The sequence below is a fragment of the Ruegeria sp. D4 genome (genome assembly GCF_056534475.1).
On record NZ_JBQFPJ010000010.1, the window covers coordinates 86,855 to 102,033 of the forward strand.

The window sequence follows — 15,179 nt, forward strand, 5'->3', positions numbered from 1 at the left end:
TGTCGAATATGAGCAGTAGAGAAGCCCGGAACGGTTTGCAGATCGCCGTTGAACTGGCAGATTTCATCGAAAACCGGGCGCTGCCCGGAACGGGCGTTTCATCCGAGGATTTTTGGTCAGGCCTCTCCCGGATGGTTCAGGAGCTGGGGCCGAAGAACAAAGCGTTGCTGGCAAAGCGGGCCGAGATCCAAGGCCGGGTCGACGGCTGGCATCTGGCCCGAACAGGGCAGGATCATGATGCCGCCGCGTATCAGGCTTTCCTGCGAGAGATTGGATACCTTGTCGAGGAAGGTACCGATTTTCAGATCGAAACCGCCAGGGTCGATCCGGAGATTGCTCTGACACCCGGGCCTCAGCTGGTGGTGCCAATCACCAACGCCCGCTTTGCGCTGAACGCCGCCAACGCGCGATGGGGCAGCCTGTATGATGCGCTTTATGGCACTGATGCGATGGGCGATCTGCCCGAGGGTAAAGGATACGATACCGCTCGGGGCGCCCGCGTGATCGCGTGGGCCAAGGCATTTCTGGATGACGCGGTACCGCTGGAAAATGGCTCGTGGTCCGACGTTTCGGGCCTGAGCGTCGAAGGCGGTGCGCTGGTGCCGGCGCTGGCCGATCCCGCAGGTTTCGTTGGCTTTGGCGGTTCCGCTGACAAGCCTGAGTTCGTGCTGCTGAAGAATAACGGTCTTCACGTGCAGATCATGATCGACCCGTCCAGCAATATTGGTGCCTCCGACCCCGCAGGCATCGCTGATGTGCGCCTGGAATCGGCGCTGTCCACTATCATGGACTGCGAAGATTCGGTGGCTTGCGTGGATGCCGCCGACAAGGTTGTTGCCTACAGCAACTGGCTGGGTCTGATGAAGGGCGACCTGACCGAAGAGGTTTCGAAAGGTGGCCGGACATTCACCCGAAAGCTGGCTGGCGACGTTGAATACACCGCCGTTGGCGGCGAAACCGCGGCGCTGAAGGGCCGCTCGCTGATGTTGATCCGAAACGTCGGCCATCTGATGACCAACCCCGCCGTTCTGGATGGCGAGGGTAATGAGATCGGCGAGGGGTTGATGGATGCGCTTTGCACCACGCTGATCGCGATGCACGATCTGCGGCGCGAGGGGGGCAACTCGGTCGCAGGGTCGGTTTACGTGGTCAAGCCCAAGATGCACGGGCCGGAAGAAGTGGCGTTCTCGGTCGAAATTTTCGACATGGTCGAGGATATTCTGGGCTTGCCGCGAAACACCGTGAAACTGGGTATCATGGATGAGGAGCGCCGCACGTCGGTCAACTTAAAGGAATGTATCCGCGCTGCAAAATCGCGGGTGGCCTTTATCAATACCGGCTTTCTGGACCGCACCGGGGATGAGATTCACACCTCGATGGAGGCCGGCCCGATGCTGCCGAAAGGCGACATCAAGAACACGCCCTGGATTGCGTCCTATGAGGATCGCAACGTTGATATCGGTCTGGCCTGCGGCCTGAAGGGCAAGGCTCAGATCGGAAAGGGCATGTGGGCGATGCCCGACCGGATGGGCGACATGCTGGACCAAAAGATCGGCCACCCGAAATCCGGCGCGACCTGTGCCTGGGTGCCTTCCCCAACCGCCGCTACACTGCACGCGACCCACTATCACAAGGTTGATGTTCTGGCCCGTCAGGACGAACTGGCGGCCGGCGGCGCGCGCGGCACGCTTGAGGATCTGCTGACCGTGCCCCTGCTGGGCGGGCGCAACCTGAGCGAAGAGGAAATCACTCGTGAGGTCGAGAACAACGCGCAAGGCATTCTGGGTTATGTTGTGCGGTGGGTCGATCAGGGTGTCGGATGCTCGAAAGTGCCGGACATTCATGACATCGGCCTGATGGAGGACCGCGCGACCTGCCGGATTTCCTCGCAAGCGCTGGCCAACTGGCTGCACCATGATGTGATGGACGAAGGTCAGGTGATGGCCGCAATGCGCAAGATGGCGGCCGTGGTCGATCGCCAGAATGCGAATGATCCGGAATATTCTCCAATGGCGCCCGGTTTTGATGGTATCGCCTTTCAGGCGGCTTGCGATCTGGTTTTCAAGGGGCGGGTGCAGCCCTCGGGCTATACCGAGCCGGTTTTGCATGCACGGCGGCTGGAAAAGAAAGCCAGTTTGGGTTGAGCTGCACGGGCGGGAACGAGGGGGCTGTCTGCCCCCTCGCGCTCCCCCGAGGATACTTTGGGCCAGATGAAAGGGATCAGGGATGGCTATTTCCTTGCGCAAGGCGCGCACCATCATTCGAAAGTCGTTGGAAAAAGCGCATGAGATGGAGTTGAAGCCACTCTCGGTGGTTGTGTTGGATGCCGGCGGTCACGTCATCGCATTCGAGCGTGAGGACGGCGCGGCCCCGGGGCGCTTTGGAATAGCGCACGGCAAGGCTTATGGGGCGGTCATGTTGGGCATGGCGGGTACTGCGCAGATGCAGCGCGCCGAGGCTCAGGCCTATTTCATGGCGGCGGTAAATGGCGTTTATGGCGGTCAGGTCGTGCCTGTTCCGGGTGGCGTCCTGCTGCGCGACAAAAAGGGTGCCGTGATTGGTGCGGTTGGGGTGACGGGCGACACGTCGGACAACGACGCGGCGGCGGCCCTGGCTGGCATCGAAGCCGCAGGTCTGACGGGCGAGATCTGACACGCAACGTTATGTCGTGGCCGGTGTGGAGACTGAAGAACCGCCATTTGGAACTCCTTCCCGCTTCTAGTGATCTTGCTGGAACAATTTCCTGAATATTGATCGAAAATTGGGAAAAATTGTGCACTTGTGAACAGGAGCTTGCGCTGAGATGCAGGGTGTGTGCTATTGCACGTCTCATCTGCCGCCGATAGTTTTCAGCTAGATCTGGAAACGTTTTGGAAAACAACAATGTCACGACCCGTGGTTGGTATCATCGGAAACTCGTATCTGATGAACGATCAATACCCGACGCATGCCGGCGGTACGATGAATTCCGATGCGGTGGCGAATGTTTCGGGCTGCCTGCCGATGCTGATCCCGGCAGACCCCAGATATGTATCCGTCGATGAACTGCTTGAGGTCTGCGACGGCTTCCTGCTGACAGGTGGGCGCCCCAATGTTCACCCGGAGGAGTATGGCGAACTGGCCACTGAAGCGCATGGGGAATTCGACCGGGCGCGCGATGCGATAACTTTGCCACTGGTCCGGGCCTGTGTTGAGCGAGGTCAGCCGTTTTTTGGAATTTGCCGTGGGTTTCAGGAAGTCAACGTGGCATTGGGCGGGACGCTATACCCCGAAATCCGTGATCTGCCCGGGCGCATGAACCACCGGATGCCGCCCGACGGTACGTTGGAAGAGAAATTCGCCCTGCGCCATGTCGTGACACTGGCCGAGGGTGGTGTGTTCCACCGCCTGATGGGCGCGACCGAGGTGATGACCAACACGTTGCACGGGCAGGGGATCAAGACAGTCGGCCACAGGATCGAAATCGACGGCCATGCACCGGACGGCACGCCCGAGGCGATCTATGTCAAAGACGCCCCGGGATTTACCCTGTCCGTACAGTGGCATCCGGAATGGGATGCTGTGAATGATCCTGTGTCACGGCCATTGTTCGAAGCATTTGGAGCGGCGGTGCGGGCCTGGGCGACTGGATCGGAAGCTGGACTGTTTCAACAAACCGCGTGACTTGCGCCGGCCCCGCAAAACGGGACCGGTCGGGTTGCATCAAACCACCAGATTGAACTGATTGATCAGCGGCAGAGACCGAGCGCGTTCTCCGGTCAGGTCAAAAAGCGCGTTGCCCAGTGCCGGCATTGATGGCGGCGTGCCGGGTTCTCCTGCGCCGCCCAGGTGACGGTTGGTTTCCAGTACGCGCACTTCGACTTCCGGGGCCGTGTGCATACGCATGGCGTCATAGTCGGGGAAGTTGAACTGCTCGACCTCGCCATCGGCAAAGGTTATTGCACCAAAGCAGGCCGCTGACAGGCCGTACATCATGCCGCCGAACATCTGCGCCTTGATGTTATCGGGGTCCAGCGCAATGCCCATATCGCAGGCAATCCAAGCCTTGCTGATGCGGATGCTGCCGTCTTCGTCAACGACTTCGATCACTTGCGCTACCGGAGTGCCGAAGCTGTAGGTGAAGGCGACCCCGCGGCCAACTCCGTCCGGGGTCTGGCCGGTCCAGCCCGACATGTCGCGCACCGCTTCCAGACACCCGGCCGATGGCGCGTGTTCGTTCTTCATCAGCTCCAGCCGGAATTCCAGCGGGTCGCGGCCGGCGGCATGGGCCATTTCATCCATGAAAGTTTCGTGGAAGAACCCGTTGTGGCTGTTGCCGACCGAACGCCAGAAGCCGACGGGAATATCCAGATCGGCGATGTGGCCGCTGATGCGATAGTTCGGCACGGCATATGGCTGGTTGAACAGCCCTTCGACAAGTACCTTGTCGGGGCCGCCGCCGGCGAACCCGGTCACGCGAGACACGGCCTGATGTGTGCAGGATTGCGAGGCGACCCGACCGTCAATCAGGACCGCCTGACCGTCTTTGACCGCACCGCGCATCCGGGCTATTGCGCCGGGACGATAGAAGTCGTGGCGCATGTCCTCTTCCCGGCTCCAGGTCGTCAGAACCGGCGTGTTCGGCATGGCCAAGGCGATTTTTGTGGCGATGACCCCAAAGTCAAACTCCAGCCGACGGCCATAGCCCCCGCCCAGATAGGTGGTATGAACCTCAACAGCATCGGTTTCGAGATTGGCCGCCTCGGCAATTTTGATCTGCATGAAGGTCGGGGCCTGATTGCCGCCCCAGAATTCCAGTTTGTTGCCGGAAAACAGCGCGGCGGCCGTCATCGGTTCCATTGTCGCGTGGGCCAGATAAGGCACGGTGTATTCCGCGGATATCTCGGTGGCGCCGTCCGGCAGAGTGCTGACGTCGCCGTCATCGCGCATGGTCGAGTTCGGGTCGTTCTCGAACGCCTCGCTGATCCTGGCAAAGATTGCCTCTGTCCCGGGCGGATAGGGCGCGTCGCCCCAATCCACGTCAATGGCTTCGACTGCCTGATTGGCCAGCCATGTATTGGTGGCAATGACAGCAACGCCAGTGCCCAGATCGACGATTTTCTCGACCCCAGGCATTGACTTCGCGGCGGTGTCGTCAAAGCCGTTCATCTGGCCACCCAGTTTCGGGTTCATGCGGACCGAGGCGAACTTCATTCCGGGCAGGCGTACATCAATTGCGAATTCGGCGGTGCCGGTTGCCTTTTCGGCCATGTCCAGACGCGGTTGGGTCTGGCCAAGGTAACGCCATTCCGAGGGGTCACGCAGCGGTGCCTCGATCGGGTGGAGCTTGGCCACATCTTCGGCCAGTTCGGTGTAGGGTATCTTGTCGCCATTCGGGGCAATCACATGGCCCGAGGCCGTTTTCAGGGCACTGCGGTCCACGCCCAGACGGTCGGCGGCAGCCTGTTTCAGCGTTTCGCGGGCCGAGGCACCGGCTTCCCGCATCCGCTCGAACCCGTCCTTCATCGAGGTCGAGCCGCCAGTCACATGCAGGCTGAGCACTTTGCCGATCCCGCCCAAAGCTTCACCCAGATTGTGCTGGAAATCAGAGATGTCGTAGCCCTTGTTCGGCAAGCCTTCACCGATCATGGCCGTGTTGTAATACGCTTGCGCCGCCGGGCCGTGCAGGACGGTGATCTGGTCCAGATCCACGTCCAGTTCTTCCGCGATCAGTGCGGCCCAGGTGGTTTTCACGCTCTGCCCCATCTCGGCGCGGGGTGCAAAGAGGGTAACGCCGTTCTGGTCGATCAGAACGAACGGGTTCAGCGCCGCCTCGCCTTTGCCAGGTTTGAGCGGATTGGCGACCGGGCGGCTGACATAGTAGGCGCCGAACGCCACGCCGCCGACAATTGCGGCTGAACCGATCAGGAACGTGCGGCGGAGGATTTTACCAACAGATGCCATAGTTTACGCCTCGTTTATCTTGGACGCCGCATCGTGAATCGCGGCGCGAATGCGGGGATAGGTGCCACAGCGGCACAGGTTGCCCTGCATCGCCTCGTGGATATCGCTGTCGCTTGGGACGGGGTTTTCCGCCAGCAGCGCAGCGGCCTGCATGATCTGGCCTGACTGGCAATAACCGCATTGCGCGACCTGATGATCGACCCAGGCCTGCTGTATGGTCGCCATCGCGTCCGGGGTGCCGATACCTTCTATTGTGGTCACGTCACCCCAAACGTCCGATAGCGCAACCTGGCACGAGCGTACCGCCTCGCCATCAATATGGACGGTGCAGGCCCCGCAGGCTGCCACGCCACAGCCGAATTTGGTCCCGGTCAGGCCGACCTCATCCCGCAAGACCCAAAGCAGGGGGACGTCATCGGGCAGGTCAATCTGATGCTGCTTTCCATTGATCTTAAGGGCGGTCGCCATGGCGCACCTCTCGTAGCTGTCGCGGTTTCTGACACAATTGTTGAAAAGTGTCAGGATGTCAATTGACAAAATAAACAAAAAATGTCACGAATTTGAGCATGACAGAAGCAGTTGGCGATATACGGCAAAAAGCGATCCTGGACTCGGCCTTTCAGGCATTTGCTACGTACGGATTTCGCAAGACATCAATGGACGACATAGCGCGGGGCGCGGGGATGTCCCGACCGGCCGTGTATCTGCACTACAAGAACAAAGAAGCGATCGTCAGAAAGCTGACCGAACTCTACTATGCGGAAAAAAGCGCAGCGGTTGCTGCCGCGCTGGCGTCGCCCGGTTCCGTGCCGGACGTGTTGAAGCGAGCAATACGGGCGCAGACCGAAGGAATGGCAGCCATTCTGGCGCTGCCGCACGGGCTTGAACTGCTGGATAACACCAAGTCCATGTCTTCCGAGATCATCTCGGAGGGGGAGGCCATGCTGGCGGGGCTTTACGCAGACTGGCTGTCACACCAACAACAAGCTGGGCGCGTTCGGTTGTTCGCGGACGCCGTTGAAACCGGCCGGACCATTTCAGCGACGCTCAAGGGATTGAAACTGACCGGAGCGGGTGCCGAGGTTTACGAACAACAGGTAGGCCAGGTGGCTGACCTGTTTGGCGCCGGGCTTGAGGTCAGGTGACGCGCTGGCGAATTTTGTATTCCGGCGCATCCCACAATCTGTTCTGCATGATATCTGCAAGGATTTCGACCGCGCGTTCGACATCCTGTTCATCGATGTAGAGCGGCGTGAAGCCAAAGCGCATAATGTCCGGGGCCCGGAAATCTCCGATCACGCCGCGCGCGATCAGGGCCTGCATCGCGGCATAGCCCTCGGTGAAATGGAATGAGACCTGACTGCCGCGCAGGTTCGGATCTCGCGGGCTGGCCAGATGCAGACCAGGGCAGGTGGCTTCGACGCGCGCAACGAAAAGCTCGGTCAGTTCGATGGACTTGGCCCGCACGTCGTTCATTTCTGCCAGATCCCAGACATCCATTGCTGATGCAAGCGCGCTCATCTGAATGACCGGGGGGGTGCCGACCCGCATTCTTTCGATCCCGCTGCCCGGACGGTAATCCAGATCAAAGGCAAATGGCGCTTCGTGACCCAGCCAGCCGGACAGTGCGGGCCTGACGCTGTCAGCCAGACGTGGTGCGACATAGATAAAGGCTGGCGCGCCCGGACCACCGTTGAGGTATTTGTATGTGCAGCCCACTGCAAAATCTGCGTTGCAGCCCGACAGGTCAACGGGGATTGCGCCCGCAGAATGGGCCAGGTCCCAGACCGTAACTGTGCCGTTCGAATGCGCCTGTTCCGTCAGCGCCTTCATGTCGTGCATGCGTCCCGAGCGATAGTCCACTTCCGTCAGCATCAGAACGGCAACGTCTTCGGTAATGTTCGCGGCCACGTCCTCAGGGGCGACCACACGCAATTCATAATCCGGTCCGAGTGAGCGCAGAAGCCCGTCCGCCATGTAAAGGTCCGAGGGGAAGTTTCCGTTGTCCGACAGAACAACCTTGCGGTTGGGGCACAGCTCCAGCGCGGAGGCCACGGCCTGATATACCTTGATCGACAATGTGTCGCCGACCACAACGCTGCCGGGTTCGGCCCCAATCAGCCGCCCGATACGATCACCCAGCCCGGTCGGCATTCCCATCCAACCTGCCTTGTTCCAGCCGGTGATCAGCATTTGCCCCCATTCGTTGGCCATCATGTCCTGCACATGTGCGCCAGCCGCCTTGGGCAAGGGACCGAGCGAATTGCCATCCAGATAAATCACGCCCTCAGGCAGGTCGAACATGGCTTTGGTTGCGGCAAAATCGGTCATTCAGGGCTCATCTTATTGTGCTTCGGATCAGTGTTTCCACGGGCCTATCTGATCGGAAACCGCCTGTCCATCGATGCGACATCCTGAGCTTTGCCATTTTGGCCCGAAAGCGGTAGGACGTCGTTCAGAAGCGACATAATCGCGCGTGTCGTCAATCACAGGAAATGTGCGTGCAACGGATCGATGTACCACCCGTCTGGCTTTTGGGATTCGCCGTGCTCGCGTGGCTGCAGGTACGTCATCTGTCGTTGGATCTGTCGCTGGAAAGCGGCCTGACCGATCTTTTGAGTGGCATCCTGATCGGAGGGGGCATCCTTCTGGCCGTGTTGGCCATCGTCGAATTCCGCCGCCACAAAACCACCGTTATTCCGCACGAAACACCAACCGCGATGGTGCGATCGGGCATCTACAAGCGCAGCCGCAATCCGATTTATCTGGGGGATGTTCTGATCCTGGCCGGTCTGATTCTGCGTTTTGATGCAGTGCTTTCTCTGGTTTTGGTGCCGGTCTTTGTCTGGGTCCTGGAACGCCGTTTTATCCTGCCGGAAGAAGACCGCCTGCGCCGGACATTCCGCGCCGATTTTGCCCGCTATGAACGGGAAACACGGCGGTGGATATGAGTGGGTTGCGGCCATGATCCAACGTCAAAAATGCTGCGCTTGCGAAATAATGTTGCGCAGGATACATGATTGCTTATCAAACAATACCGACCACCTGCTCGGATTGAGTCAAAATTAGGGGGATAGCACCGGTGAAAATAGGCACACCGAAGGAAAGACTGGACGGAGAGAACCGGGTTGCGATGACGCCGGACTCTGCCGTGCAATTGCAGAAGCTGGGCTATGAGTGCCTGATCGAGAAGGGCGCGGGCGCCGCTGCCGGGTTCTCGGATGCGGCCTATGAGGCTGCGGGTGTCGAGGTGGTCAAGACTGCGGCGGCGCTATGGAAGGCGGCCGATATTGTCGCCAAGGTGCGCCAACCGACCGATGTGGAATTGAAGCGGCTGACCAAGGGCAAGACGCTGATCTCGTTCTTCAACCCTGCGGGCAACGAAGAAGGCATGGAACTGGCCAAATCCAAGGGCGCAAACGTGATCGCCATGGAAATGGTTCCGCGTATTTCGCGCGCGCAGAAGATGGACGCATTGTCGTCGATGGCCAATATCGCGGGTTACCGCGCCGTGATCGAGGCGGGCAACAACTTTGGTCGCTTTTTCACCGGTCAGGTGACGGCGGCGGGTAAAGTGCCGCCTGCAAAGGTGCTGATCGTTGGCGCCGGTGTGGCCGGTCTGGCGGCCATCGGGACCTCGACCTCGCTGGGCGCGATCACCTATGCGTTCGACGTGCGCCCGGAAGTGGCCGAGCAGGTCGAGTCCATGGGTGCTGAATTCGTCTATCTGGACTTTGAAGAAGACCAACAAGACGGCGCGGCCACCGGTGGCTATGCTTCGGTCCAGTCCGAAGAGTTCCGCAATGCGCAGTTGGCCAAATTCCGTGAACTTGCGCCGGAAATGGACATCGTCATCACCACCGCGCTGATCCCGAACCGCGAAGCGCCCGAGCTTTGGACCAAAGACATGGTCGAAAGCATGAAGCCCGGCTCGGTCATTGTCGATCTGGCGGCGGAAAAGGGCGGCAACTGCAAGCTGACCGTGGCGGACGAGAAGATCGTGACCGACAATGGCGTGACCATCATCGGCTACACCGACTTCCCCAGCCGGATGGCAGCACAGTCCTCGTCTTTGTATGCGACCAACATCCGTCACATGATGACCGACCTGACGCCCGAAAAGGACGGTCAGATTAATCATGACATGGAAGATGACGTGATTCGCGGCTCGACTGTGACATTCGAGGGCGAGATTACCTTCCCGCCGCCGCCGCCCAAAGTGCAGGCGATTGCGGCGCAGAAGAAACCGGAAGTCAAGGAACTGACCCCGGAAGAGAAGAAGGCGCAGGAGATTGCGGCCTTCAAGGCGCAGACCAAGCAGCAGTTTACCCTGTTGGGTGTGGGCGGCGCGCTGATGTTGCTGGTGGGGCTGATCGCTCCGGCCAGTTTCATGCAGCACTTCATCGTCTTTGTGCTGGCGATCTTTGTGGGCTTCCAGGTGATCTGGAATGTTTCGCACAGCTTGCACACTCCGCTGATGGCGATCACCAACGCGATCTCGTCGATCATCATCGTTGGGGCCTTGATGCAGATCGGATCAGGATCGTTCCTGGTCATTCTGCTGGCGGCGCTGTCCGTCTTCATGGCCGGGATCAACATCTTCGGTGGCTTCCTCGTAACCCGGCGCATGCTTGCCATGTTCCAGAAATCTTAAGGAGGCCGGGCACATGGAATTTGGCTTCACTACTGCTGCCTATGTCGTTGCGGCTGTTTTGTTCATCCTTTCGCTCGGCGGTCTGTCGAACCAGGAAAGCGCCAAGCGCGCGGTCTGGTATGGCATCGTCGGTATGGCGCTGGCGGTCTTCGCCACGCTGGTTGGTCCCGGTTCGGGACTGTGGCTGCTGTCGCTGCTGCTGATAGCCGGTGGTGGTTTCATCGGCCAGTACGTGGCGCAGCGCGTGCAGATGACCGAGATGCCGCAGCTTGTCGCGGCTATGCACTCGCTGGTGGGTCTGGCGGCTGTGTTCGTCGGCTTCAACGCTCATTTCGAAATCGGTAACGTGGCGCAGGTGATGGCGATTGCCGACAGTGCGTCTCAGGCGGATCTTTCCGATCTGGGCGCATTCGCCAAGCTGATCGCCAAGAAGACCGCGGCGGAACTGGCAATCCTGCATGTCGAATTGTACCTCGGCATCTTCATCGGTGCGATTACCTTTACCGGTTCGGTTGTCGCCTATGGCAAGCTGGCGGGTAAGGTGACGAGCGCCGCAACCAAACTGCCCGGCGGTCATGCGCTGAACGCGGCGGCTGCCGGTCTCTCGCTGATCTGCCTGATCTGGTACACCTCGTCGGGTGGCCTGTTCCCGCTGATCCTGATGACGCTGGCGGCGCTGTTCATCGGTTACCACCTGATCATGGGCATCGGAGGCGCTGACATGCCGGTGGTTGTGTCGATGCTGAACAGCTACTCGGGCTGGGCCGCTGCGGCGATCGGCTTCTCGCTGGGCAACGACCTGCTGATCGTGGTCGGTGCGCTGGTGGGCTCGTCCGGTGCGATCCTGTCCTATATCATGTGTAAGGCGATGAACCGTCACTTTGTCAGCGTAATCCTGGGCGGTTTTGGCGGTCCTCAGGGCGAGCAGATGGCTGTTGAAGGCGAGCAGGTGGCGATTGACGCAGATGGCGTTGCGGCCGCGCTGAACGACGCTGACAGCGTGATCATCATCCCGGGTTACGGGATGGCCGTGGCGCAGGCGCAGCAGTCCGTTTCCGAACTGGTCCGCAAGCTGCGCGCCAAGGGCAAAGAGGTGCGTTTTGCGATCCACCCCGTAGCCGGTCGTCTGCCGGGCCATATGAACGTTCTGCTGGCCGAAGCGAAAGTGCCGTATGATATTGTTCTGGAAATGGACGAGATCAACGATGACTTCCCGGATACGGATGTGGCCATCGTGATCGGCTCGAACGACATCGTGAACCCTGCGGCGCAGGAGGATCCCAACAGCCCCATCGCCGGTATGCCGGTTCTGGAATGCTGGAAGGCCAAGCAGGTGTTCGTGTCCAAGCGTGGTCAGGGTACTGGCTATTCGGGTATCGAAAACCCGCTGTTCTTCAAGGAAAACACCCGCATGTTCTATGGCGACGCCAAGGCGAGCCTGGACAAGCTGCTGCCCATGATCGACTGATCGGCAGGCTGTATCAAAATTGCAAAGGGCGCCAGACGGCGCCCTTTTCTTTTTTTGTATGCAGGAGGCTTTGCCTCCTGACCTCCATGATATTTTTGGTCAGATGAAGCAGGCGGGGCGTGCTAGGCTGGGCGGGCCAGGTTGTTGACAGGAGGCGTTGATGGAAAAGGTGAACGGCATCGGCGGTGTGTTTTTCCGCGCGCGTAATCCGAAAGCGCTGTCCGCGTGGTACGAGACCCATCTGGGGGTCAATCACTACGATCCTGTCCCCTGGAAACAGCGCGAGGGGCACACGGTGTTTGCGCCTTTCGATCAGAAGACCGAATATTTCGGCCGGTCAGAGCAACAGTGGATGATCAACTTCCGCGTCGATGATCTGGCAGCGTTAATCGCTCAGCTTGAGGCAGCAGGCATCCAGGTCGAAACCCGCGATGAGTGGGACAGTGAGGTCGGGAAGTTCGCTCGTATTTGCGACCCTGAAGGCAATCCGATCGAGCTCTGGCAGCCAAATCAATAGGATAGCGCCACTGTATGCGAAGGTATTCATGTAAGTATATGAAATAAAACAATAATTGATGTATTTTGAATGCAGGGTATAGTGGCCCGGAGTCAGGGAGCTAACAATGACGCCCATCCAGGATCATCCGCTGCGCTATGCGCTGGCCAATGAATTGCACGCGCGCCCGTTTCCGGTGGCGAAAACGCCCTGTACGGTGGTGTTTCTGGCCATCAAGAAGCCCGTTGCGGCGGCAGCGCGGGATCGTGATGAAGATGTTGCGCATCTGACGGATCTGCTGAACCGCCACGGGGCACCGCATCCGCAGCCCGGGGCCACGCATTATGCCGGACAGATCGGGCGCCACTGGCTCAAATGGGAACAGCACGCTGAATTCGTCACGTATACGGCCATTGCGCAGAATGTCAGTGACCGCCCGTTCAATCCGGCGGACTTCGAAATTTTTCCGCCCGACTGGCTGATGGCAAGCCCCGGTCAGCGCGTAACCTCGGCGATGCTGCGGGTGGTGGAATGCAAAGATGATGACTCCGTGAAGCCGATGCTTGCGGATTGGTTCGAACCGGAAAGCCTGGCGGTGGCCCGCGTTTTGGATGACGCCGCCATTTGCGCCAGCGATTTTCGCATCGACCCGGCGGGTCATATGCGCTTTGCCGTTTTTGTCCGTGACGGGACCAATCAGCGCCGGACTGGCCGTATCATTCAGCGTCTGTGTGAAATCGAGACCTATAAGGCAATGTCCATGCTGGGCTTTGCACGGGTGAAACAGCTGATGCCGCGCATAGGCGAACTGGACGGGAAGCTGACGGAGTTGATGAGGCAGATGACTGTCAGTTCGTCCAAGCCGGATGAGTTGTTGCCGCAACTGCTGTCCACGTCGATCGAACTGGAAACCCTGTCGGCCCAATCCTCTTTCCGCTTTGGAGCGTCGGGCGCCTATGAAGCCATCGTCAACCAACGGATCGAAATCCTGCGTGAGGAACGGTTCGAGGGCGGCCAGTCTTTTGCCGATTTCATGATGCGCCGCTATGACCCGGCTATGCGCACCGTAAAGTCGGCCGAGCGCCGCCTGCAAGCCTTGTCGGACCGGGCTATCCGCGCCGGCGACCTGCTGCGGACACGGGTGGATGTGGAACGAAGTGCGCAGAACCAGGCGCTGCTGGAAAGCATGGATCGTCGCGCGGATCTGGCCTTGCGACTTCAGCACACGGTAGAAGGTTTGTCGGTTGTTGCAATCAGCTATTATGCGGTGTCTTTGGTCAGCTATCTTTTGTATCCGCTGACGAGCGCGGGCATCAGCAAGGGGATGCTGACGGCCGCCGTGACATTGCCGGTTGTCGCAGGCGTTTGGGTCGGTGTTCGCCATATCCGCAAGCGGCTGTCCTAGATCACGTTTGCCAAAATCCATCAGGCCTGTAGAACGGGGCTGGCAGGTTTGCCCGGCAAGAGGGGTTTTTCGTGACCGGAATTGTGGTCGCATGGCGCGCCGTCGCGGCCATGTTCATCCTGAACGGTGCCTTGTTCGGCATCTGGGCATCGCGCATCCCCGCGGTGCGTGACAGGCTGGAGCTGACGCACGAGGCGTTGGGTTATGGCTTGCTGTTCATGGCGGCAGGGGCGGTGTGTTCATTTCCAGTGACGGGGCGTCTGACCGACCGTTTCGGAGCTGTCGTTATCACGCGTGTGATTGCCGTTCTCTACACGCTTTCGCTGATCCTTCTGGCTCTGGCAGGCGGTTTCTGGGCGCTGGCTGTGTTTCTGTTCATCTTTGGGGCATTCCACGGGTCGATGGACGTGGCGATGAACGCCTGGGCGGCCGAGGTAGAGCAGGCTTATGATAAACCCGTCATGTCCTCGTTTCACGCGATGTGGAGCCTTGGGGCCGGGCTGGGGGCGCTCAGCGGTTACATGGCGGTCCAGATGGGGCTGACCGTGATCACTCATTTCCTGCTGGCAGGTGGGATTGTCGTGGGCTTTGCGCTTGCCCTGTCATGGGTGCGCTGGACGTCAAAACTGTCGGAGAGCGCGGGCGGCGCCGTTTTTGCATGGCCGTCCGGTGCTTTGGTTCTTGTTGGAATTGCGGCCCTGTGTGGTGCGTTGGGCGAGGGAGCGGTCGCGGACTGGAGCGCGGTCTACCTGCGCGATGTCACGGAAGCGACCGAAGGTGTTGCGGCGTTGGGTTATGCGGTGTTTTCGGTCGCGATGGTTGCGCTCAGACTGGCGGGTGGTGTGTTCATAGCCCGGTTCGGGCCGGTCAGCATCGCAAGATTCGGAGGTGTCTGTGCGGCCATCGGGGTGTTTTGCGTGGTATCCGCTGCGGCGACCTCGCTGGCTTTGTTCGGCTTTGCTTTGATGGGGATCGGTTATGCCGTCATCATGCCCTTGGCATTCAGCCGCGCCGCGAATGACCCGCTGGTGCCCCCCGGACAGGCAATTGCCAGTGTTGCAACGCTTGGATATGGCGGGTTGCTGATCGGGCCGCCATTGATCGGGTTTCTGGCCGAATTGTTTGGCCTGAGAATGGCGTTTTCGGTGCTGATACCGCTGGCGGTACTGATCGTCGTGTTGGCCGGCGCGCTGAAACGCGCCGGCTGACTTGG

At 59.7% G+C, this 15,179-nt stretch carries 13 protein-coding genes; 10 read left to right on the forward strand and 3 right to left on the reverse strand.

The features are described 5' to 3' along the window. Positions 1–8 precede the first annotated feature (8 nt). From ACR0MI_RS14520 to ACR0MI_RS14530, 3 genes are all read left to right on the forward strand, one after another. Positions 9–2,144 (forward strand): malate synthase G, encoded by a 2,136-nt coding sequence (locus ACR0MI_RS14520; protein WP_170619699.1) that lies wholly within the window; start codon positions 9–11, stop codon positions 2,142–2,144. An 82-nt stretch (positions 2,145–2,226) separates the two neighbouring features. Next, on the forward strand, positions 2,227–2,652 hold the full coding sequence (locus tag ACR0MI_RS14525; RefSeq protein WP_170615294.1) for a GlcG/HbpS family heme-binding protein: 426 nt from the start codon (positions 2,227–2,229) through the stop codon (positions 2,650–2,652). Between the two features lie 231 nt (positions 2,653–2,883). After that, positions 2,884–3,663 (forward strand): gamma-glutamyl-gamma-aminobutyrate hydrolase family protein, encoded by a 780-nt coding sequence (locus ACR0MI_RS14530; RefSeq protein WP_170615295.1) that lies wholly within the window; start codon positions 2,884–2,886, stop codon positions 3,661–3,663. 39 nt (positions 3,664–3,702) lie between these two features. Here the strand turns inward: ACR0MI_RS14530 and ACR0MI_RS14535 are convergent, their stop codons facing one another. After that, positions 3,703–5,943, reverse strand: coding sequence for a molybdopterin cofactor-binding domain-containing protein (locus tag ACR0MI_RS14535; RefSeq protein ID WP_170619700.1), 2,241 nt, complete (start codon positions 5,941–5,943; stop codon positions 3,703–3,705). Between the two features lie 3 nt (positions 5,944–5,946). Further along, a complete protein-coding gene (locus tag ACR0MI_RS14540) occupies positions 5,947–6,411 on the reverse strand; it encodes a (2Fe-2S)-binding protein (protein WP_170615297.1) in 465 nt (154 codons plus the stop codon). A gap of 98 nt (positions 6,412–6,509) precedes the next feature. Between ACR0MI_RS14540 and ACR0MI_RS14545 the strand changes: the two genes are divergently transcribed. Continuing rightward, entirely contained in the window at positions 6,510–7,088 is a 579-nt protein-coding gene (locus tag ACR0MI_RS14545) for a TetR/AcrR family transcriptional regulator (protein ID WP_170615298.1), read from the forward strand. On the opposite strand, the gene kynU is transcribed toward ACR0MI_RS14545, so the two are convergent. Further along, entirely contained in the window at positions 7,081–8,274 is a 1,194-nt protein-coding gene (gene kynU, locus ACR0MI_RS14550; protein ID WP_170615299.1) for a kynureninase, read from the reverse strand. The genes ACR0MI_RS14545 and kynU overlap by 8 nt on opposite strands. Before the next feature lie 170 nt (positions 8,275–8,444). On the opposite strand from kynU, the gene ACR0MI_RS14555 reads away from it, so the two are divergent. From ACR0MI_RS14555 to ACR0MI_RS14580, 6 genes are all read left to right on the forward strand, one after another. Then, positions 8,445–8,894, forward strand: a complete 450-nt coding sequence (locus ACR0MI_RS14555; protein ID WP_480441370.1) for a methyltransferase family protein — start codon at positions 8,445–8,447, stop codon at positions 8,892–8,894. 131 nt (positions 8,895–9,025) lie between these two features. Beyond that, a complete protein-coding gene (locus ACR0MI_RS14560; RefSeq protein WP_170615301.1) occupies positions 9,026–10,597 on the forward strand; it encodes a Re/Si-specific NAD(P)(+) transhydrogenase subunit alpha in 1,572 nt (523 codons plus the stop codon). A gap of 13 nt (positions 10,598–10,610) precedes the next feature. Next, the gene (locus tag ACR0MI_RS14565) at positions 10,611–12,065 is read left to right on the forward strand and encodes an NAD(P)(+) transhydrogenase (Re/Si-specific) subunit beta (protein ID WP_170615302.1); all 1,455 of its coding nucleotides are present in this window, start codon (positions 10,611–10,613) and stop codon (positions 12,063–12,065) included. Positions 12,066–12,225: 160 nt separating this feature from the next. Then, entirely contained in the window at positions 12,226–12,582 is a 357-nt protein-coding gene (locus ACR0MI_RS14570; RefSeq protein ID WP_170615303.1) for a VOC family protein, read from the forward strand. Positions 12,583–12,688: 106 nt separating this feature from the next. Continuing rightward, entirely contained in the window at positions 12,689–13,966 is a 1,278-nt protein-coding gene (locus tag ACR0MI_RS14575; RefSeq protein ID WP_170615304.1) for a DUF3422 domain-containing protein, read from the forward strand. A gap of 71 nt (positions 13,967–14,037) precedes the next feature. After that, positions 14,038–15,174 (forward strand): MFS transporter, encoded by a 1,137-nt coding sequence (locus ACR0MI_RS14580; protein WP_480854721.1) that lies wholly within the window; start codon positions 14,038–14,040, stop codon positions 15,172–15,174. The last annotated feature ends 5 nt before the right edge of the window (positions 15,175–15,179 follow it).